The organism is Nocardia mikamii NBRC 108933 (genome assembly GCF_001613505.1).
In the GTDB taxonomy this organism is placed as follows: domain Bacteria; phylum Actinomycetota; class Actinomycetes; order Mycobacteriales; family Mycobacteriaceae; genus Nocardia; species Nocardia mikamii.
On record NZ_BDCM01000010.1, the window covers coordinates 101,224 to 118,807 of the forward strand.

Genomic DNA, 17,584 nt, shown 5'->3' on the forward strand with positions numbered 1-17,584 from the left:
CACGCGCGACCCGGTTCTACCGTCATAATGGGTCATCCCTGTACTGCCAGTGCGGTGCACCGATCGAGGGTTGGTGAGTCGGATGATGCCTACATCCATGCTCGACGAACTGTACGAACGCGCGCAAAACGACTGTGTCGCACTACGAATCGGCGTGATCATCGATCGTGGCGGCCAGGTTCTGCTGCTCGAGCGTGACGACAGCGGTCCCATCAAGGCCACCCTCAAACTTCCCGGCACCACCGTCGAGCCCGGCGAACCGCTGGACGCGGCCGTAGCACGCGGTGTCGCCACCGAGACAGGTCTGCTCGTCACCCGAATCCGTAGCCACGTAGGCTATTTCGACTACCTGTCCCCCATCGGAAAACCGGTCCGCCGCCTGCACTTCGCCGTCGACGTCGCCGCCACGTACCCCATCCGTCTGTCCGCCCACACCGCCTACACCTGGGCGCCACTGGACGGCGACCTCCGTGTGACTCCCTCCATTCGCCGCATCCTTCAGGACTACCGCGAGCTCGCCCAAGCCCGAAACCCGCTACCGGAAGCCCTGGCGTGAGAATGGCCCAGCGACGTGCCCGTCCCGCGTCCGGATGCCAGCAGGTCATGCGCGGTGATCACCTCGTCCAGCGACGCCACTTCGGTGACCGGAAGCGAGAGTGTGCCTCCGGCAAGGTAATTCAGCACCTGGCGGGTAGCGGCGGCGACCTTCGACGGCGCGCCGGTGACGAGGCCGCGGTGGCTGAAACCGGTGAGAGTGAGGTTGCCGCCCCAGTAGGCGACCGAACGGTGGGAGCGGGGCGGGGCCGCCGCCGCCTGCGTCTTATGCGACCGATTCGGACTACTCGGCCGGCTTCACCGCAATCCACTGCGCCACCGGCAGATGCGGGCGCCACGCGGTGAATCCGCCGAGCGGCTCGCCCCGGTAGATCTGGAATTTCCGCAGTACGCCGCCGTGTTCGGCGGCCCAGCGCAGCAGCAGCGCCTCCGATTCGGCGGTGACGGCGTTGGCGACGAGGCGTCCGCCCGGGCGCAGCCGATCCCAGCATGTCGCTAACAGACCGTCCTGGGTGAGGCCGCCGCCGAGGAAGATCGCGTCGGGCACCGGATCCCCTGCCGCGGGCAGATCGGCGGGCGCCTCGCCGCGCACGACGATCGCGGGCACCCCGAGCGCCGCGGCGTTGGCGGCGATCTGTTCGCGGCGCGTCGAACTGCGCTCGAATGTGATTGCGCGACAGTCGGAATGGGTGCGGCACCACTCGATCGCGATGGTGCCCGATCCGCCGCCCACATCCCACAGCAGTTCACCGGGCGCCGGGGCGAGCGCGGCGACCGACAGGGTGCGGACCTCCGCCTTGGTCAGTTGTCCGTCGCCGCCGTAGGAGGCGTCGGGCAGGCCTGGCAACCGGGTGAGCCGGGGTGCGGCCGGATCGCGGATCGCCTCGATGGCGACGATGTTCAGTGGATCGCCGGGAGGCCGTGACCACCGCGCCGCTGTCGCGGCGGCGATCCGTTCGCCGGGACCGCCGAGCTGCTCCAGCACGGTCAGCCGTGATTCGCCGAAGCCGTTGTGCCGCAGGAGTTCCGCCACCTGCGCGGGCGAGTGTTCGTCGGCGCTGAGCACCAGGAGCCGCCGGCCGTCGGCGAGTTCCGGCAGAACCGTCTCGAGGGGGCGGCCGACCACGCTCACCACCGGCGTGTGCGCGCTGGCCCAGCCCAGTCGGGCGCAGGCCAGCGTGGCCGACGACGGCTGCGGATAAACCCGGATAGCCTGTGGCCCCAGCATTTTCGCCAGCGTGACCCCAATGCCGTAGAACATGGGATCTCCGCTGGCCAGAACGCAGATACGCGAATCCCGGTGCGCGGACAGCAATTCCGGCAGCGCGGGCAGCAGCGGGGTCGGCCAGGCCCGGCGATCCGCGGCGCTCGCGTCGGCGGGGACCAGATCGAGCTGGCGGCGCGATCCGAAAAGGACCTGAGCCGAGGCGATTTCGGCGCGCACGCGCGGACTCAACCCCGGCCAGCCGTCGGCACCGATGCCCACCACCGCGATCACGCGATCGTTGGTCGGTGCGTCCTGCGTGTCTCCGAGTGCGAGAGCGGGTTCTTCGCCCGTCATATCGTCACCGGCCACCGTCGCGCTGTACCGGATGAATGCAGCGTCTGTGTCGTACGCGCGGGCAGCGGCTGTGCCGAACGAGCGGGCAATGCCACGGCGCAGCGGCTCCGCCGTGCGGACCGTGTGAGCGCGCGCATCAGCGGGGCATCCGGCGCCAGACGGCCCGAGGCACCCATCGCGCCACCGCGAAGGCGAACCGCAGTGCGCGCGGCACCCAGACTTCGCCGACGCGCCGGTGCAATGCGGAGACCACCGCGTCGGCCACCTGCTGCGGTGTACTCGACAGCGGCGCCGGGCTCATGCCCTCGGTCATCCGGCCGATCACGAATCCGGGCCGCACCAGCAGCAGATGGACGCCGGTGCCGTGCAGCGCATCCGACAGGCCCGATGCGAAACCGTCCAGCCCCGCCTTGCCCGAACCGTAGACGTAATTGGCTCGCCGCACCCGCACCCCGGCGACCGAACTGAACACCACCACCTGGCCGCTGCCCTGGGCGCGCAGCAGATTCGCCAGCACGGTCAGCAGACTCACCTGGGCGACGAAGTCGGTGTGCAGTACCGCGACCGCCGCGGCCGGATCCTGTTCGGCGCGGTCCTGGTCGCCCAGGACGCCGAAGGCGAGGATCGCCACCCCGATCCGGCCGTGGTCGGCGGCCAGTTTCTCCAGCAGCGGCTGATGGCCGGACAGGTCGTCGGCGTCGAACTCCACCGCATGGACCGCGCGGGCGCCCGCCGCGCGCAGCATCGCGGTCTCCTCCCCCAGCCGATCGCTGCGACGTGCGGCGAGCACGATCTCGCGGTCCGCGCAGATCCGGCGGACGACCTCGAGTCCCATCTCGCTGCGCCCGCCGAACAGCACGATCACCCCGTCGTCGACCTCACGCACACCCATGGCGCATAGTCTGCCATCGGCGCCGGTTGCTAGCGTCGCAGCCATGACGAGTACCGCGGCCGCGCGCATCGACCTGTCCCCCAGCGCGCTGGAATTCGTGACCGAACGGCATCTGGCCACGCTGACCACCCTGCGCGCGGACGGTACACCGCACGTCGTCGCGGTCGGCTTCACCTGGGATCCCGACGCCGGTATCGCACGGGTGATCACCGGCGGTCCCACCACCAAGGCCCGCAACGCGGACCGGCGCGGATACGCCGCGCTGAGTCAGGTCGACGGCCCGCGCTGGCTCACCCTCGAAGGCCCGGCCGAGGTCTGGACCGACCGCGACCGGGTCGCCGAGGCGGAAGCCCGCTACGCCGAGCGCTACCGCACGCCGCGCGAGAACCCGCAGCGCGTGGTCATCGCCGTGCGCGTCGCGCGGGTGCTGTCGAGCAGCACCCTGCGCGGCTGAGCGACGCCGGTCACCAGCACGGGACACGAGGCCGCCGGACCGTGCCGGTCTCCGCGGGCCGCGCCGAATCCGTCGTCCGACGGCATCCGTTCACACCTCCGTGGCGACGCGAGCCGGCAGGGCACTACAGCACCGTCAAACCGTGCGGACGGCGATTCATCGACTCGCCGCCGTCCTCGGTGACGACCACGATGTCCTCGATGCGGGCGCCCCACGCACCGCCGAAGTAGATGCCCGGCTCGATGCTGAACGCCATCCCCGGCCGCAGCACGGTCTCGTTGCCCGCCACGATGTAGGGCTCCTCGTGCACCGACAGCCCGATGCCGTGGCCGGTGCGGTGAATGAACGCCTCACCGAAACCGGCCTCGGACAACAGGTTTCGAGCCGCGGCGTCGACCGACTCGGCGGTGACACCCGGGCGCACGGCGGCCACCGCGGCGGCCTGCGCGCGTTCGAGGGCGGCGTAGCGTTCGGCGATCTCCGGATCGGGCTCGCCCAGCACGTACGTGCGGGTGGAATCGGAGAAATATCCGGGTTCGACGGGACCGCCGATATCGATGACCACCACGTCACCGGCTTCGATGATCCGGTCGGAATGGCTGTGGTGCGGGTTGGCGCCGTTGGGCCCACTGCCGACGATCACGAAATCGGCCCGGTCGTGCCCCTCCGCCACGATCGCGGCGGCGATGTCGGCGGCGACCTCGGCCTCCGTGCGCCCCGGCTGCAACCACTCACCCATCCGGGCATGCACGCGATCGATGGCGGCACCCGCGCGCCGCAATGCGTCGATCTCGGCGGCATCCTTGATCATCCGCAACTCCCGGATGATCGGGGTCGCCGACACCGGCAGGGCGGTCAGCGCGTCGGCGATCGGGAGCAGATGCAGGGCGGGCATGGCATCGTCGACCGCGACCCGGGCGCCCGCGTTCAACGTCGACTTCACGACCCCGTACGGGTCCACGCCGTCGACCCACGGCACCATGTGCAATCCGAGCTCACCGGCGGCCGAGCCGTCCAGCGCGGCCAACTCCAGTTTCGGCACCACCACCGACGGGGTTTCGCCGCTGGCCGGGACGACCAGGCAGGTGAGCCGTTCGAAGGATTGCGCGGCCGACCCCAGCAGATATCGCAGATCCGGTCCGGGCGTGATCAGCAGCGCGTCCAGATGTGCCGCGCGGGTCAGCTCCGCCGCCCGCTCCAGCCGCTTGCCGTAGATCTCGGCACCGAATCGTGACTCCGTATGCGCGCTCATGCGATACGACGTTACCCGTCACTCCGGACACGGTCCGGACGATCACGACGTTCGCGACCGGGTCGTGGCCGGATTGTCGGTGCGGCCCGGTAGCGTCTGCGCCATGCTCACCTCCAGTGCGAGTGACCGGCCACTGCTGCTTCTCGACGGCGCGAGCCTGTGGTTCCGGGCGTTCTATGCCATCCCGGAGAAGATCACCGCGCCCGACGGCCGCCCGGTGAACGCACTGCGCGGCTTCACCGATATGGTCGCCGCGCTGATCACCCGTCACAATCCCGGCCGCCTGGTGGTGTGCCTGGATCTCGACTGGCGTCCGGCCTTCCGCGTCGAGCTGGTGCCCTCCTACAAGGCCCACCGGCTCGACACCACGGCCGACGCCCAGCCCGGCGCCGAGGAGGTGCCCGCCACGCTCACGCCGCAGGTCGACATGATCGCCGAGGTGCTCGCGGCGGCCGGGATCGCGACCGCGGGTGCGGCCGGCCTGGAGGCCGACGATGTGATCGGCACCCTCGCCGCCCGCGAACGCGACAACGAGGTGATCGTGGTCAGCGGTGATCGCGATCTGCTGCAGGTGGTGCGCGCCGACGCACCGCCCGTCCACGTCTTCTACGTGGGCCGCGGGCTGGCCAGGGCCGAGCTGTACGGCCCCGCCGAGGTGGCCGCGAAATATGGTGTGCCGCAGGAGAATGCGGGTCCGGCCTATGCCGATATGGCGACGCTGCGTGGCGATGCGTCCGACGGCCTGCCCGGAGTAGCCGGTATCGGCGACAAATCCGCGGCCACGCTGATCTCGCGCTACGGCTCGCTCGAGGCGCTGGTGGCCGCCGTGGCCGATCCGGGATCGGATCTGGCTCGCGGTGTGCGCGCGAAACTGGCTGCGGCGCAAGAGTATTTGAAGGCGGCCGCACCCGTGGTGCGGGTCGTTCGCGACGCCGAGGTCGAATTGTCCGGCCCCGACCTACTGCCCGCCGAGCCGGCCGATCCGGACCGCCTGCACGGGCTGGCCACCGCCTACAACGCCGAAAGCCCCGTCAAGCGACTGACCGCCGCGTTGGCCGCGAACGCCTGAGCCCCGGCATCCATCACCGTCACGAAGACGTGGCGCCCGGCGATGGTTCCGGGCGCACGGCACTCAGTTGGGGCGGCCGACCTCGTAGGTGCCGTCGTCCTTGGTGATCTTGACGGTGACCTTCTTCTGCTCGCCGCCGACCTTCAGGGTGCAGTCGAAGGTGCCCCCGACCTCGACCTTCTGACCCGAGGGGCAGCTGACGCTCTGGACGTCGTCGATGCCGTAGGAATCCTTGAGGACCTTCTGCACACCGTCCTGCACGGCCTTGTTGTCCAGTTTGTCGCTGCCCAGGAAGACGAAGGCGAGGACCACGGCGACGACCGCCACGACCAGCACGCCGATACCGCCGAAGAGCAGGCCCTTCTTCGACTTCTTGGCGGGCGTGGTGCTCAGCTGCGGTTCCTGCATCCCCCACTGCTGCTGCGACTGGTCGGGCTGCTGCGCCCAACCCTGCTGAGTGGGCTGCTGCTGCGCCCACTGCTGCTGCGACGGCTGCGGCGGCTGACCCCACTGCTGCTGGGTCGGGTCCCACGGCTGCGCCTGCGCCGGTGGTTGCTGCGGCCAGGACGGCTGACTCTGACCACCCCACTGCGGCTGCTGCGGTTGCTGCTGCGGAGGCTGCCATTGCTGCTGCGACGGTGCGGGCTGTCCCCACTGGGGCTGCTGCGGCTGCTGGCCACCCCACTGCGGCGCCGGTCCGGACTGGCCGGGCTGCGGCTGGCCCGACCACTGCTGGGTCGGATCGCTGCTGTGGCCCTCCCCTGGGCCAGGGGTTTCGTTCGGTCCGTACGGGCCGCTCATGTGCCTGCCTCCACTCGCACTCGTCGTCTCACATCCCCCCGCGTGAGGTGATCAGGCCCTCACCACGGTCGGTACCGGTAGTCATCCAATCACAGCCGGGCACGCTACGCGGCGTCCACCGCCACAACGCCACGCCGGATGGCACGCACCGACTTGGCGGCGGTGGCGGCGATTTCGGTGTCGTCAGCGGTCTGGTGGATCTGGTCGAGCAGATCGATCACCTGCCGGCACCAGCGCACGAAGTCACCGGCCGACAGCGCACTGCCCTGATCACCACTGGCCAGCAACGATTCGGCCAATCCATCGCCGCGGGCCCATTTGTAGATGCCGGTGACGAAGCCCAGATCCGGTTCCCGGGTCGGCGGCAACTTGTGCCGTGCCTCGTCGGTGCGCAGCTGACTCCACACACCGATGGTGGCACCGACCGCGCGCCGCACCGGTTCGGTCGGCCCGGCCGGGCCGAGGTAGCCGCCCTCCTGCCGCGATTCGAAGACCAGCACCGACACCACGCCCGCCAGTTCGGCGGCACCGAGCCCGCGCCACAGGCCCTGCCGAAGGCATTCGGCCACAACGAGATCCGCCTCGGTGTAGATCCGGGCGAGCCGCCGGCCGTCGGCGGTGACCTCCCCGCCGTCGACATAGCCGCGCTCACTCAGCAGCGCGACGATCCGATCGAAGGTGCGCGCCAGCGAATTCGTTGTCGCAGCGACCTTCTGGCGCATCGACTCGGTCTCACGCTCGAGCCGGTTGTAGCGCTCCCCCAGCCGGGCCAGCTGCTCTCGGTCGGGCCGGGAGTGGGCGGGATGGGCGCGCAGCGCACGCCGCAGGGTCGCCAGTTCCCGATCGTCGGCCGCACGCGCACGACCACCGCGACGGCCTCGGCCGGGGACCGCGATCCCGGTGCTGCGCAACGCCGATGCCAGATCGCGGCGCGCTCGCGCGGTGCGGTGGTCGACATGGCGGGGCAGCCGCATCCGGCCCAGCGGCTGAGCGGGGGTCGGGAAATCGGCGGCCGAGACGCGGCCGGCCCAGGTGTCGGCGGTCAGCACCAGCGGGCGGGGATCGCCCGGACTCGCGTCCGGTTCCAGGATCACCGCGAGGCCCTGGCGGCGACCGGTCGGGATGGCCACCACGTCACCGCGGCGCAGCGAGGTCAGCGACTCGACCGACGCCCCGCGCCGGTCGGCCCGCCCCTGCCGTTCCAGTTCGCGTTCGCGCTGTTTGATCCGCTCGCGCAGCGACAGATATTCGAGGAATCCGTCGTCACCGATCTGCGAGCGCAGTTTCCGCACCTGTGCCTCGTTGCGCTCGATACCGCGAACCAGTCCCACCACCGACCGGTCGGCCTGGAACTGCGCGAACGAGCGCTCCAGCAGTTCGCGCGATTGCGCGGCGCCCATCCGGTCGATCAGGTTGATCGACATGTTGTAACCGGGCCGGAACGAGCTGCGCAACGGATAGGTGCGGGTCGAGGCCAGGCCCGCGACGGCGCTGGTGTCGACGTCGGGATGCCACATCACCACCGCGTGGCCCTCGATGTCGATCCCGCGGCGTCCCGCGCGGCCGGTCAGCTGAGTGTACTCGCCAGGGGTCAGCTCGGCATGGGTTTCGCCGTTGAACTTCACCAGCCGTTCCAGCACCACCGTGCGCGCCGGCATATTGATGCCGAGAGCCAGTGTCTCCGTGGCGAATACGGCCCGCACCAGTCCGCGGACGAACAATTCCTCCACGGTGTGCCGGAACGCGGGCAGCATGCCGGCGTGATGGGCGGCCAGACCGCGGAAGAGCGCCTCACGCCATTCCCAGTAGCCGAGCACATCGAGATCGGCGCGCGGCAGATCACCGGTGTGGCGCTCGATCACCGCCTCGATTTCCGCCGCGTCGTCGGGACGGCTCAGATCCAGGCGCGAGCGCAGGCACTGGGCGAGGGCTCCGTCGCAGCCGGCCCGGCTGAAGATGAAGGTGATCGCCGGCAGCAGCCCTTCCTCGTCGAGGCGGGCGAGCATCTCCGGGCGCGGCAGCGGGCGGAAGTCGCGGCGCGGGCCACCGCGGTGGCGCGGGCCGGACCAGCCGTTCATCCGGTCGGCGGCCTCGCGGTGCTTGATGTAGCGAACCAGATCCTCGTCGACGAGGATCTTCTGATCGCTGGATTTGGTGTCGAACAGGTCGAACAGGCGCCGCCCGACCATGACGTGCTGCCACAGCGGCACCGGACGCGTCTCGTCGACGATGACCGCGGTGTCGCCGCGCACGGTCTCCATCCACGCACCGAACTCCTCGGCATTGCTGACCGTCGCCGAGAGGCTGACCAGGCGCACCTCCGGCGGCAGATGCAGGATGACCTCTTCCCACACCGCGCCGCGGAACCGGTCGGCCAGATAGTGCACCTCGTCCATGACGACGAACGACAGCGCGTGCAGCGCGTCCGAGCCCGCGTAGAGCATGTTGCGCAGCACTTCGGTGGTCATGACCACGACCCGGGCGTCCGGATTGATCGACTGGTCGCCGGTCAGCAGTCCGACCGCGTCGCGGCCGTAGCGGTCCACCAGATCGGAGTACTTCTGATTCGACAGCGCCTTGATCGGGGTGGTGTAGAAGCACTTCCCCCCGGCCGCGCGGGCCAGGTGCACGGCGAATTCCCCGACGACGGTCTTACCGGCGCCGGTCGGCGCGCACACCAGCACACTGTGCCCGTTCTCCAGCGCCGCGCAGGCCTGCTGTTGGAACGGGTCCAGGGAGAATTTCAGGTCGGCGGCGAATGCCGCGAGTTCGCCAGTCAGCGACGGTTGTCCCACGCTCAGAGGGTATCGGAGTAGTCCGACACCGGGCGCGGAGTTTTCGGCGCGGGCTCGGCCGAGACCGGTCCGCTCGCCGTCACCGGCCGGGCGGGCTCCACCGGGCTCACCCCGTCCAGATCGTCCCGTCCGCCGAGCGGGGAGGCCTCGTCGTCCGACAGCGCACCCCAGTTGTCGCCCCGGCGAGCGCGGCGTCGGTCGTTGAGCCGGGCGATCTGCACGGCCACCTCGAACAACACGGTGAGCGCGGCGGCCAGCGCCAGCATCGAGAAGGGATCCTGCGGGGTGACGATCGCGGCGAAGACGAACAACCCGAAGATCATGCCGCGACGCCACTTCTTGAGCCGCTCGTAGGTCAGGACGCCGACCATGTTCAGCCCGATGATCAACAGCGGCGTCTCGAAACTCACACCGAAGATGATCAGCAGCTTGATGATGAACCCGAAATACTGACTACCGCTCAGCGCGGTGATCTGCACATTGCTGCCGATTCCCATCAGGAAGCTCAGCGCATGCGCGACCACCCAGTACGCCAGCACCGCGCCGGTGACGAACAGCACCACACCGGAGGCGACGAAGCTGACCGCGTACTTGCGCTCTTTGGCGTAGAGGCCGGGCGTGACGAACGCCCACAGCTGGTAGAGCCAGATCGGGCAGGCCATCACCACGCCCGCGGTGAAGGCGACCTTGAATCGCAGCATGAACTGTTCGAACGGTGCGGTGGCCAGCAGCCGGCAGGCGCCGTCGGTGGTCAGTTGCGCACGATGTTCCGGCGGCAGCGAACAGTACGGCCCGCGCAGCAGATCGCCCAGACTTTCGATGCCCAGGAACGAATGCGAATACCAGAGGAATCCCAGCACCGTGGTCAGCGCCACCGCCAGCAGCGACTTCAACAGTCGCGAACGCAACTCTTGCAGATGTTCGACCAACGACATGGTGCCGTCGGGATTCGTCCTGCGCCGGCTACGGCGGGGGTCGAACGGAATGCGCATGGATGTGACTGCCTCGCTGATCACCTGGCCGGATCCGGATGAAACGCCCAACCGCCATCGCACCGCCACCCCGCGGGCGTTACCGGGGTGACGGCCTCGAGACGGGCCGGATCAGGCCGTGTGACGATCCTTGTCGGCCTGCGGCGCCGGATTCACCGGCTGAGCAGGCGGCAGCTCGGCCGCGGGCGCCGACTGCTGTGCGGTGCCGGACGCGTTCGCCGACCCCGTGTTCGCAGAACCCGCATTCGCCGAGCCCTCGGAATGCATCTCGCTCATCTCGCTCTTGAAGATGCGCAAGGAACGTCCGAGACCGCGGGCGGCGTCGGGCAGCCGCTTGGCGCCGAACAGCAGCAGGATCACCAACGCAATGATGAGCCAGTGCGTCGGGCTCAATGAACCCATCGAAAACCTCCCAAGACTGTGGTATGTCCGATGCTACCGGACCCCGATCCGGCGACGACGCGCGTCGTCACCCGCGAATCGGCGAGACGGTGCCGCAGGTCAGCTCGACAGGGCCGCGTCGCCTCGCGGGCAACCGCTCCACGCAGCTCCGCGAGCAGGTCGGGGCCGGTCCAGCGGCGCTGGTCGCCGTTCTCCGCGGCCCGGATCAGTTCGACCAGCCGTGCGTTCACCGGGGTAGGCACCGCCACCATCCGGCCCAGCTCCACGATTTCCCCACAGAGCCAATCGATTTCGGTGCGCCGGCCCAGGGCCAGATCGTCGGCCATCGACGAGCGCGCCATCGGGTCCACCGCGAGCACCCGGCCGGCCACCCGCTCGAAGACGGCATCGGGAACAGTCAGCAGGCGGGCCATCACTCGCGGCGGCAGCACGGTCAGTCGCGCGGGACGGATCCGGGCGCGCCGCATCGCCGCGAGCGCCTCGTCCTGCGCCAGCGCCAGGCAGCGCCGGTAGTCGCGGGTGGCCAGTTCCTCGCGCAGCGGCCGGCCCGACAGCGCGTTGATCGCGTTGTTGAGGTTGAGCAGCAGTTTGGCCCACTGCACCGGGCGCAGATCCGGATGGCGGTCCAGGGGCAGCCCGGCCCGTTCGAACAGCGGCGCGAATCGGGACAACGCCGGATCGTCGGCCACCGCGACGGTGCCGTCGGTGCCGCGATGGAAATGGCCGGGGCCGCTGTGGACGACGTTGAACATCACCATGCCGGCCGAGACCACCGCCGTGGGCAGCAATTCCCGGATCGCCGCATCGTTGCCGATGCCGTTCTGCAAGCTGACCACCACGGTGTCCGCGCGCACCCGATTGCGCAGTTGCGCCGCGGCCTGAACGGTCTGCGCCGACTTCACGGTGACCAGCACCAGATCGGCGGTGGCGGCGCTGTCCGGTTCGATCTCGGTGCGGAAACCGCTCGCCGCGACGCGATCATCACCGCCGTCCAGATCGGTCAGCCGCAGCCCGTGCGCGCCGATCTCGTCCAGCAGCCGCGGGCGCCCGACGAAACTCACCTCGGCACCGGCGGCGGCCAGTTTGCCACCGACGAACAGACCGATACTTCCTGCGCCCAGCACCGTCACCCGGAACGTCACGCGGGCCCGACCTCCTCCACCATGTGGCGGTCGTAACCGAGGTCGCCGACCTCGTCGTAGGCGGCCAGCGCCGCGGCCGACCGTTCCCGCACCGCGCTCACCAGCTCCGGCGGCCCCAGTACGGTGACACCGGAACCGAAGCCGAGCAGCAGTCGCGCGATCCAGCCCAGCGTGGCGAACCGCATCGTCGCCTCGACGCTGCCGTCGGGATGGACCACCACCGGATGCATCGGATACTGATCCAGCACCCAGCCGTAGTCGCCCCGAATGCGCAAGCGCGCCAAGGCGACCGCGGGATCGTCGGAGAACAGGTCGAGTCCCGCGGACTCCTCGGTGGCGTGGCTGGGCGGGTTCGCCGGCTCGTCGAGTTCGGTGGCCTCCTCGATCCGGTCGAACCGGAACAGCCGCACCCCCTCCGCCTGCCGGCACCACGCCTGCAGATAGGAGTTGTTGTCCACCAGCACGATTCGGATCGGATCGACGACGCGCTCGGACACCACATCCCGGCTCGCCGAGTAGTACACCAGCCGCAGCGCACGCCCGTCGGCCAGTGCGGAACGCACCGTGGTCACCGCCGGCGCCTCGACCGGCTCCGCGGTGTCGGGTTCGCTGCGATGCCCGGCCTCGCCGGAGATGGCGGATTCGATCTTGGCGGTGGCCGACCGGGCGGCGGTCGGATCGACCATGCCCGGCAGATCCGCGATCGAGCGCAGGGCCACCAACAGCGCCGTCGCCTCGATCGAGGTCAACCGCAGCGGCCGGTCGATACCGGCGGAGAAGGTGACCTCGATGCTCTCCTCGGAGAACGACAGGTCGATCAGATCGCCCGGCCCGTAACCGGGCAGGCCGCACATCCAGAGCTGATTCAGGTCGCTCATCAGCTGTTTGGTGCTGACCCCGAGTTCCGCGGCCGCCTCGGGCGCACTGATCCCCGGATTCGCGAGGAAGTAGGGAACCATATTCAGCAACCGGGACAGCCGCGTCGACAGTCGGCTGCTCATCGCCGCACCCCCGCCCGGGCCGTTGCGACGCTCGCGCGTCTCATGCCGACACCTCCGTCCGTTCCAGTACCGACCGCAGCCGAGCGATCACGTCGGCCCGCAGATCCTCCGGGGCCAGCACCAGCGCATCCGGGCCGAGGCCGGTGATCAGGCGTGCCAGCCAGTCCCGCGACCGCACCGGCACCTCCACCACCGAACCAGACCGACCGGCGACCGTCTCCTCGGCGATCACCACGCCCAGCCGGCGGATCTCCTGGCCACGCTCCTGCGCCACCCATACCGTCGCCGATCCGGTCACCGGCGCCGCACCCGTCACCCGCGCCACGATCTGGCGCAGATCCAGATCCGCCGGTTTGTGCACCACGTTCTCGGGCCCGTAGACCTCGACGTCGGCCCCGATCCGCGACAACCGGAAGGTCCGCACGGCATCCCGGTCGCGGTCGTGGCCCACCAGGTACCAGCGTCCGTGCCGGGTCACCACACCCCACGGCTCCACATCGCGCGTGGTGTAGGGCGCGTTGTGCGTGACGCGATGTTCGAATCGCACCGCCCGCCCCGCGTCGATCGCCGCCAGCAGTTTGCCCAGCGCGGCCTCCGAGCCCCGGGTGCGGGCCGGGACCGCGGGTACCGACGCCGAGGCCGCGTCCGCGTCGACGTGCACCCCGGCGGCCCGCAACTTGAGCACCGCGCTCTCCGCGGCGCTGGCCAGCTCCGGTGACTCCCACAACTGCACCGCCACCGCGACCGCCGCCGCTTCCGCGCTGGTCAGATCGATATCGGGCAGTTCGTAGGCATCGCGATTGATGCGATAGCCCTCCTGCCCGGAGAACCGGCCCACCGGGCCGACCTCGAGCGGGATCCCCAGATCCCGCAGTTCGTTCTTGTCGCGCTCGAACATCCGGCTGAACGCCTCGTCGCTGGCCGACTCCTCGTAGCCGGCAACGCTGTCGCGAATGCGCTCCGCGGTCAGGAACTGCCGGGTCGACAGCAGCGCGATCACCAGATTCATCAGCCGCTCGACCTTGGAAATCGCCACCCGACACAGAGTAATCGGACTCCCAGCACGACGGTGCACCACCGCACCGATCCGCGCCGGGATATCGCTGCCGGCAGCCGAATCGATCGGCCCCGCGAACCGCCGCGGGGCCGTCGGCCCTCACATCGAGGCGATCAGCCGATCCACGCGCTCGTCCACGGACCGGAACGGGTCCTTGCACAAGACCGTGCGCTGCGCCTGATCGTTCAGCTTCAGGTGCACCCAGTCGACGGTGAAATCGCGGCCCGCCTCCTGCGCGGCGGTGATGAAATCACCGCGCAGTTTGGCCCGCGTCGTCTGCGGCGGAGTAGTCACCGCGGCATCGACCGCCTCGTCCTCGGTGATCCGCTTGACCAGACCCTTGCGCTGCAGCAGATCGAACACCCCGCGACCGCGCTTGATGTCGTGATAGGCCAGATCCAGCTGAGCGATCTTCGGATCCGACAACTCCATCGAGTACCGATCCTGGTAGCGCTGGAACAGCTTGCGCTTGATCACCCAGTCGATCTCGGTGTCGACCTTCGCGAAGTCCTGCGCCTCGACCGCGTCGAGCGTGCGACCCCACAGATCCACCACGGCGTCCACCTGCGGATCGCGCTCGCGATTACGCAGATGCTCGACCGCGCGGGCGTAGTACTCGCGCTGGATGTCGAGAGCGCTGGCCTGGCGGCCGCCCGCCAGCCGCACCGGTCGCCGGCCGGTCAGGTCATGGCTGACCTCGCGGATCGCGCGGATCGGGTTGTCGAGCGCGAAATCGCGGAACGACACCCCGGCCTCGATCATCTCCAGCACCAGCGCCGCGGTGCCCACCTTCAGCATCGTGGTGGGTTCGGCCATGTTCGAGTCGCCGACGATCACATGCAGGCGGCGGTACTTCTCCGCGTCGGCATGCGGCTCGTCGCGCGTGTTGATGATCGGCCGCGACCGCGTGGTCGCCGACGACACCCCTTCCCAGATGTGCTCGGCCCGCTGCGACAGGCAGAACGTGGCCGCCTTCGGCGTCTGCAGGATCTTTCCGGCACCGCAGATCAGCTGCCTGGTCACCAGGAACGGCAACAGCACATCCGAGATCCGGGAGAACTCGCCGGCCCGCACCACGAGGAAGTTCTCGTGGCAGCCGTAGGAGTTGCCCGCCGAATCGGTGTTGTTCTTGAACAGATAGATGTCACCGCCGATCCCCTCCTCGGCCAAGCGCTGCTCGGCATCGATCAGCAACTCCTCGAGCACCCGCTCACCCGCGCGATCGTGGGTGACCAGCTGAACCAGCGAGTCACATTCGGCCGTCGCATACTCCGGATGGGAACCGACATCGAGATAGAGCCGCGCTCCGTTGCGGAGAAATACGTTCGAACTACGGCCCCAGGACACCACCCGGCGGAACAGATACCGGGCCACCTCGTCAGGACTCAACCGACGGTGACCGTGGAACGTGCACGTCACCCCGAACTCGGTCTCGATCCCCATAATTCGTCGCTGCACACCATCGACATTACGGCAAAGCGAACGGCGAAAGTGGCTGTGCGAGCAAGCGGTTGCATACGGGTTCACAACAATATGGGCTGTACCGGCCGCGACGCCGCCGGCAGTACCGGGTTCGTGGTGCGGAGACCGACTACGGACGACAGACGCCCGGCCCCATCCACACGGTCGGAGGATGGGGCCGGGCATCAGATTCGAGCCCGCTACCAGCGGTTACGGGTTGGAGGGGTCTCCGGCGGAGGGCGTCTCCGGCTCGGCGTTCCCCTCGCCCGCACTCGCCACGCCGTCGGCGGAGAGCAGCGTCTCCAGCGTGGCGTGCGGAATGCGCCGGAAAGCCCGGCGCGGGCGAGCCTGCTCCAGCGTCGCCACCTCCAGCGAGGACACCGCGATGCCGCGCTTGTCCTTGTCGCTGTTGTCCGGCGAACCCTTCTGCAGGGCGTCCACCGCGGTGCGGATGGCCGCCCGCAATTCCAGGCCCGGCTGGAAGGTGTCCTTGAGCGCGGTGCTGATCGGGTCGGTATTGCCGCCCATCACCACGAAGTCGCGCTCGTCGACGATGGAGCCGTCGAAGTTGATCCGGTACAGGACCGAATTCGACTCCTGCTCCGGATAGCCGACCTCACCGATGCAGATCTCGACCTCGTAGGGTTTGAGCTGATCGGTGAAGATCGTGCCCAGGGTCGAGGCGTACATGTTCGCCAGCGCCCGCCCCGTCACATCCCGCCGGTCGTACTGGTATCCCCGCAGATCGGCCTGCAGGATCCCACCACGACGCAGACTTTCGAACTCGTTGTACTTGCCGACCGCGGCGAATCCGATGCGGTCGTAGAGTTCGCTCACCTTGTGCAGTGTCGCCGAGGGATTCTCGGCGACGAACAGCACACCCTTGTCGTACACCAGCACCACGACACTGCGTCCCCGGGCGATGCCTTTGCGCGCAAGTTCGGTCTTGTCGCGCATGATCTGTTCGGCCGACGCGTAGTACGGCAGTGTCATGGACGCGTACTCCCTTCTTCGACCACCCGCTCAGCGACGATCGAGCGTGCGATCTGCTCGAGCCGATCGTCCGAAACCTCCAGCGCCCCTTCGGCATTGATGACGATCGCCGTCGGGAAGATACCGCGCTGCAGATCCGGGCCGCCGGTGGCGGTGTCGTCGTCGGACGCGTCGAGCAGCGATTCGACGGCGATGTGCAGGGCGCGGTCCTCGTCCATATCGCGGCTGTAGGTCTTCTTCAACGACGACTTGGCGAACATCGAGCCCGACCCGGTGGCGGTGTAGCCGAAGCGCTCTTCGCTGCGGCCGCCGACCACGTCGTAGGACACGATGCGGCCGGCCCGCGCCGGATCGGTGGCCTCGAGGTCGTAGCCGACCAGGATCGGCACCACCGCCAGGCCCTGCAGTGCCGCGGGCAGATTGTCGCGGACCATCTTCGACAGTTTGTTGGCCTTGCCGTCGAAGGTCAGCGGCACGCCCTCGATCTTCTCGTAGTACTCCAGCTCCACCGCGAACAGGCGGATCATCTCGACCGCCACGCCTGCGGTGCCGGCGATACCGGCCGCGGAGAAGGTGTCGGTGATGTACACCTTCTCCATATCGCGGCTGGCCAGCAGGTTGCCCTGGGTGGCGCGGCGGTCGCCGGCGATCAGCACACCGCCGCGGTAGGTCACCGCGACGATGGTGGTGCCGTGCGGCGCCAGGTCCCCGGCCGAGCCGGTGCCCCCGGATGCGCGTCCGAAACCGTTGCCCGGCAACAGTTCCGGCGCGTTTTCCCGCAGATATTCGGAGAATGACGAGAGGGCGTACCCCATGTGGAGCCGCAAGGGGTCACCTGATGTCACTGGCCGCCTTTCTGGACGTAGGCACGCACGAAGTCCTCCGCGTTCTCCTCGAGCACGTCATCGATCTCGTCGAGCAGGTCGTCGGTCTCCTCGGCCAGCTTTTCGCGGCGCTCCTGTCCCGCGGCCTCGACACCGGCCGCGTCGTCGTCCTCGTCGCCACCACCGGCGCGCTTGGTCTGCTCTTGTGCCATAGCAGCCGACCTCCTCTGTACTGATCATCGGCGAGCACCGGAAACCTCCGATGCTCGTCCCTCAACACTACCCAGCGACGGTGACAACATGCCGGATTACGTCGCAATGTGCCCCCGCCGC

17 protein-coding genes are annotated in these 17,584 nt (G+C 69.1%); 3 read left to right on the top strand and 14 right to left on the bottom strand.

Annotated features, from left to right (window positions below; translation table 11 throughout):
• Positions 1 to 97: 97 nt before the first annotated feature.
• Entirely contained in the window at positions 98 to 556 is a 459-nt protein-coding gene (locus NMI01S_RS13540) for an NUDIX hydrolase (protein WP_062997175.1), read from the top strand.
• A gap of 282 nt (positions 557 to 838) precedes the next feature.
• On the opposite strand, the gene NMI01S_RS13545 is transcribed toward NMI01S_RS13540, so the two are convergent.
• Entirely contained in the window at positions 839 to 2,116 is a 1,278-nt protein-coding gene (locus tag NMI01S_RS13545) for a bifunctional cobalt-precorrin-7 (C(5))-methyltransferase/cobalt-precorrin-6B (C(15))-methyltransferase (protein ID WP_062997458.1), read from the bottom strand.
• 136 nt (positions 2,117 to 2,252) lie between these two features.
• Positions 2,253 to 3,008: a decaprenylphospho-beta-D-erythro-pentofuranosid-2-ulose 2-reductase gene (dprE2, locus tag NMI01S_RS13550; protein WP_174554516.1), complete on the bottom strand. Its 756-nt coding sequence runs from the start codon at positions 3,006 to 3,008 to the stop codon at positions 2,253 to 2,255.
• Positions 3,009 to 3,051: 43 nt separating this feature from the next.
• On the opposite strand from dprE2, the gene NMI01S_RS13555 reads away from it, so the two are divergent.
• Positions 3,052 to 3,462, top strand: coding sequence for a TIGR03618 family F420-dependent PPOX class oxidoreductase (locus NMI01S_RS13555; protein ID WP_036501711.1), 411 nt, complete (start codon positions 3,052 to 3,054; stop codon positions 3,460 to 3,462).
• Between the two features lie 124 nt (positions 3,463 to 3,586).
• Here the strand turns inward: NMI01S_RS13555 and NMI01S_RS13560 are convergent, their stop codons facing one another.
• On the bottom strand, positions 3,587 to 4,714 hold the full coding sequence (locus tag NMI01S_RS13560; RefSeq protein WP_062997177.1) for a M24 family metallopeptidase: 1,128 nt from the start codon (positions 4,712 to 4,714) through the stop codon (positions 3,587 to 3,589).
• Positions 4,715 to 4,817: 103 nt separating this feature from the next.
• On the opposite strand from NMI01S_RS13560, the gene NMI01S_RS13565 reads away from it, so the two are divergent.
• Positions 4,818 to 5,783: a 5'-3' exonuclease gene (locus NMI01S_RS13565; protein WP_062997469.1), complete on the top strand. Its 966-nt coding sequence runs from the start codon at positions 4,818 to 4,820 to the stop codon at positions 5,781 to 5,783.
• Positions 5,784 to 5,846: 63 nt separating this feature from the next.
• Here NMI01S_RS13565 and NMI01S_RS34105 read toward each other — a convergent pair whose 3' ends face one another.
• The 11 genes from NMI01S_RS34105 to NMI01S_RS13620 all read right to left on the bottom strand — a co-directional run bounded on the left by NMI01S_RS34105 (position 5,847) and on the right by NMI01S_RS13620 (position 17,463).
• On the bottom strand, positions 5,847 to 6,584 hold the full coding sequence (locus NMI01S_RS34105; protein ID WP_062997179.1) for a DUF4333 domain-containing protein: 738 nt from the start codon (positions 6,582 to 6,584) through the stop codon (positions 5,847 to 5,849).
• A gap of 104 nt (positions 6,585 to 6,688) precedes the next feature.
• Entirely contained in the window at positions 6,689 to 9,385 is a 2,697-nt protein-coding gene (locus NMI01S_RS13575) for a DEAD/DEAH box helicase (RefSeq protein WP_062997473.1), read from the bottom strand.
• Positions 9,382 to 10,371 (bottom strand): twin-arginine translocase subunit TatC, encoded by a 990-nt coding sequence (tatC, locus tag NMI01S_RS13580; protein ID WP_062997471.1) that lies wholly within the window; start codon positions 10,369 to 10,371, stop codon positions 9,382 to 9,384. Before tatC ends, NMI01S_RS13575 begins: the two co-directional genes overlap by 4 nt.
• 111 nt (positions 10,372 to 10,482) lie before the next feature.
• The gene (tatA, locus tag NMI01S_RS13585; RefSeq protein WP_062997181.1) at positions 10,483 to 10,773 is read right to left on the bottom strand and encodes a Sec-independent protein translocase subunit TatA; all 291 of its coding nucleotides are present in this window, start codon (positions 10,771 to 10,773) and stop codon (positions 10,483 to 10,485) included.
• Positions 10,761 to 11,915, bottom strand: coding sequence for a 2-dehydropantoate 2-reductase (locus NMI01S_RS13590; RefSeq protein ID WP_084512943.1), 1,155 nt, complete (start codon positions 11,913 to 11,915; stop codon positions 10,761 to 10,763). Before NMI01S_RS13590 ends, tatA begins: the two co-directional genes overlap by 13 nt.
• On the bottom strand, positions 11,912 to 12,916 hold the full coding sequence (locus tag NMI01S_RS13595; RefSeq protein WP_062997183.1) for a helix-turn-helix transcriptional regulator: 1,005 nt from the start codon (positions 12,914 to 12,916) through the stop codon (positions 11,912 to 11,914). Before NMI01S_RS13595 ends, NMI01S_RS13590 begins: the two co-directional genes overlap by 4 nt.
• Positions 12,917 to 12,956: 40 nt before the next feature.
• Positions 12,957 to 13,952 carry a helix-turn-helix transcriptional regulator gene (locus NMI01S_RS13600; protein WP_157126168.1) on the bottom strand — a complete coding sequence of 332 codons (996 nt, stop codon included), beginning with the start codon at positions 13,950 to 13,952 and terminating at the stop codon, positions 12,957 to 12,959.
• Between the two features lie 120 nt (positions 13,953 to 14,072).
• On the bottom strand, positions 14,073 to 15,431 hold the full coding sequence (gene pafA / locus NMI01S_RS13605) for a Pup--protein ligase (RefSeq protein ID WP_181320965.1): 1,359 nt from the start codon (positions 15,429 to 15,431) through the stop codon (positions 14,073 to 14,075).
• 213 nt (positions 15,432 to 15,644) lie between these two features.
• A complete protein-coding gene (gene prcA, locus NMI01S_RS13610) occupies positions 15,645 to 16,427 on the bottom strand; it encodes a proteasome subunit alpha (RefSeq protein ID WP_062997185.1) in 783 nt (260 codons plus the stop codon).
• Positions 16,424 to 17,242, bottom strand: coding sequence for a proteasome subunit beta (gene prcB, locus NMI01S_RS13615; RefSeq protein WP_062997187.1), 819 nt, complete (start codon positions 17,240 to 17,242; stop codon positions 16,424 to 16,426). The genes prcA and prcB overlap by 4 nt, the downstream gene beginning before the upstream one ends.
• Positions 17,243 to 17,268: 26 nt before the next feature.
• Positions 17,269 to 17,463 carry a ubiquitin-like protein Pup gene (locus NMI01S_RS13620; RefSeq protein ID WP_030518123.1) on the bottom strand — a complete coding sequence of 65 codons (195 nt, stop codon included), beginning with the start codon at positions 17,461 to 17,463 and terminating at the stop codon, positions 17,269 to 17,271.
• Positions 17,464 to 17,584: the final 121 nt, after the last annotated feature.

What these genes read in the sequence shown, in the direction of transcription:
- NMI01S_RS13540 (WP_062997175.1), top strand. Translation starts at nt 98, where the DNA reads ATGCTCGACGAACTGTACGAACGCGCGCAAAACGACTGTGTCGCACTA.
- NMI01S_RS13545 (WP_062997458.1), bottom strand. Translation starts at nt 2,116, where the DNA reads ATGACGGGCGAAGAACCCGCTCTCGCACTCGGAGACACGCAGGACGCA.
- dprE2 (WP_174554516.1), bottom strand. Translation starts at nt 3,008, where the DNA reads ATGGGTGTGCGTGAGGTCGACGACGGGGTGATCGTGCTGTTCGGCGGG.
- NMI01S_RS13555 (WP_036501711.1), top strand. Translation starts at nt 3,052, where the DNA reads ATGACGAGTACCGCGGCCGCGCGCATCGACCTGTCCCCCAGCGCGCTG.
- NMI01S_RS13560 (WP_062997177.1), bottom strand. Translation starts at nt 4,714, where the DNA reads ATGAGCGCGCATACGGAGTCACGATTCGGTGCCGAGATCTACGGCAAG.
- NMI01S_RS13565 (WP_062997469.1), top strand. Translation starts at nt 4,818, where the DNA reads ATGCTCACCTCCAGTGCGAGTGACCGGCCACTGCTGCTTCTCGACGGC.
- NMI01S_RS34105 (WP_062997179.1), bottom strand. Translation starts at nt 6,584, where the DNA reads ATGAGCGGCCCGTACGGACCGAACGAAACCCCTGGCCCAGGGGAGGGC.
- tatC (WP_062997471.1), bottom strand. Translation starts at nt 10,371, where the DNA reads ATGCGCATTCCGTTCGACCCCCGCCGTAGCCGGCGCAGGACGAATCCC.
- tatA (WP_062997181.1), bottom strand. Translation starts at nt 10,773, where the DNA reads ATGGGTTCATTGAGCCCGACGCACTGGCTCATCATTGCGTTGGTGATC.
- NMI01S_RS13595 (WP_062997183.1), bottom strand. Translation starts at nt 12,916, where the DNA reads ATGAGCAGCCGACTGTCGACGCGGCTGTCCCGGTTGCTGAATATGGTT.
- prcA (WP_062997185.1), bottom strand. Translation starts at nt 16,427, where the DNA reads ATGACACTGCCGTACTACGCGTCGGCCGAACAGATCATGCGCGACAAG.
- prcB (WP_062997187.1), bottom strand. Translation starts at nt 17,242, where the DNA reads ATGGGGTACGCCCTCTCGTCATTCTCCGAATATCTGCGGGAAAACGCG.
- NMI01S_RS13620 (WP_030518123.1), bottom strand. Translation starts at nt 17,463, where the DNA reads ATGGCACAAGAGCAGACCAAGCGCGCCGGTGGTGGCGACGAGGACGAC.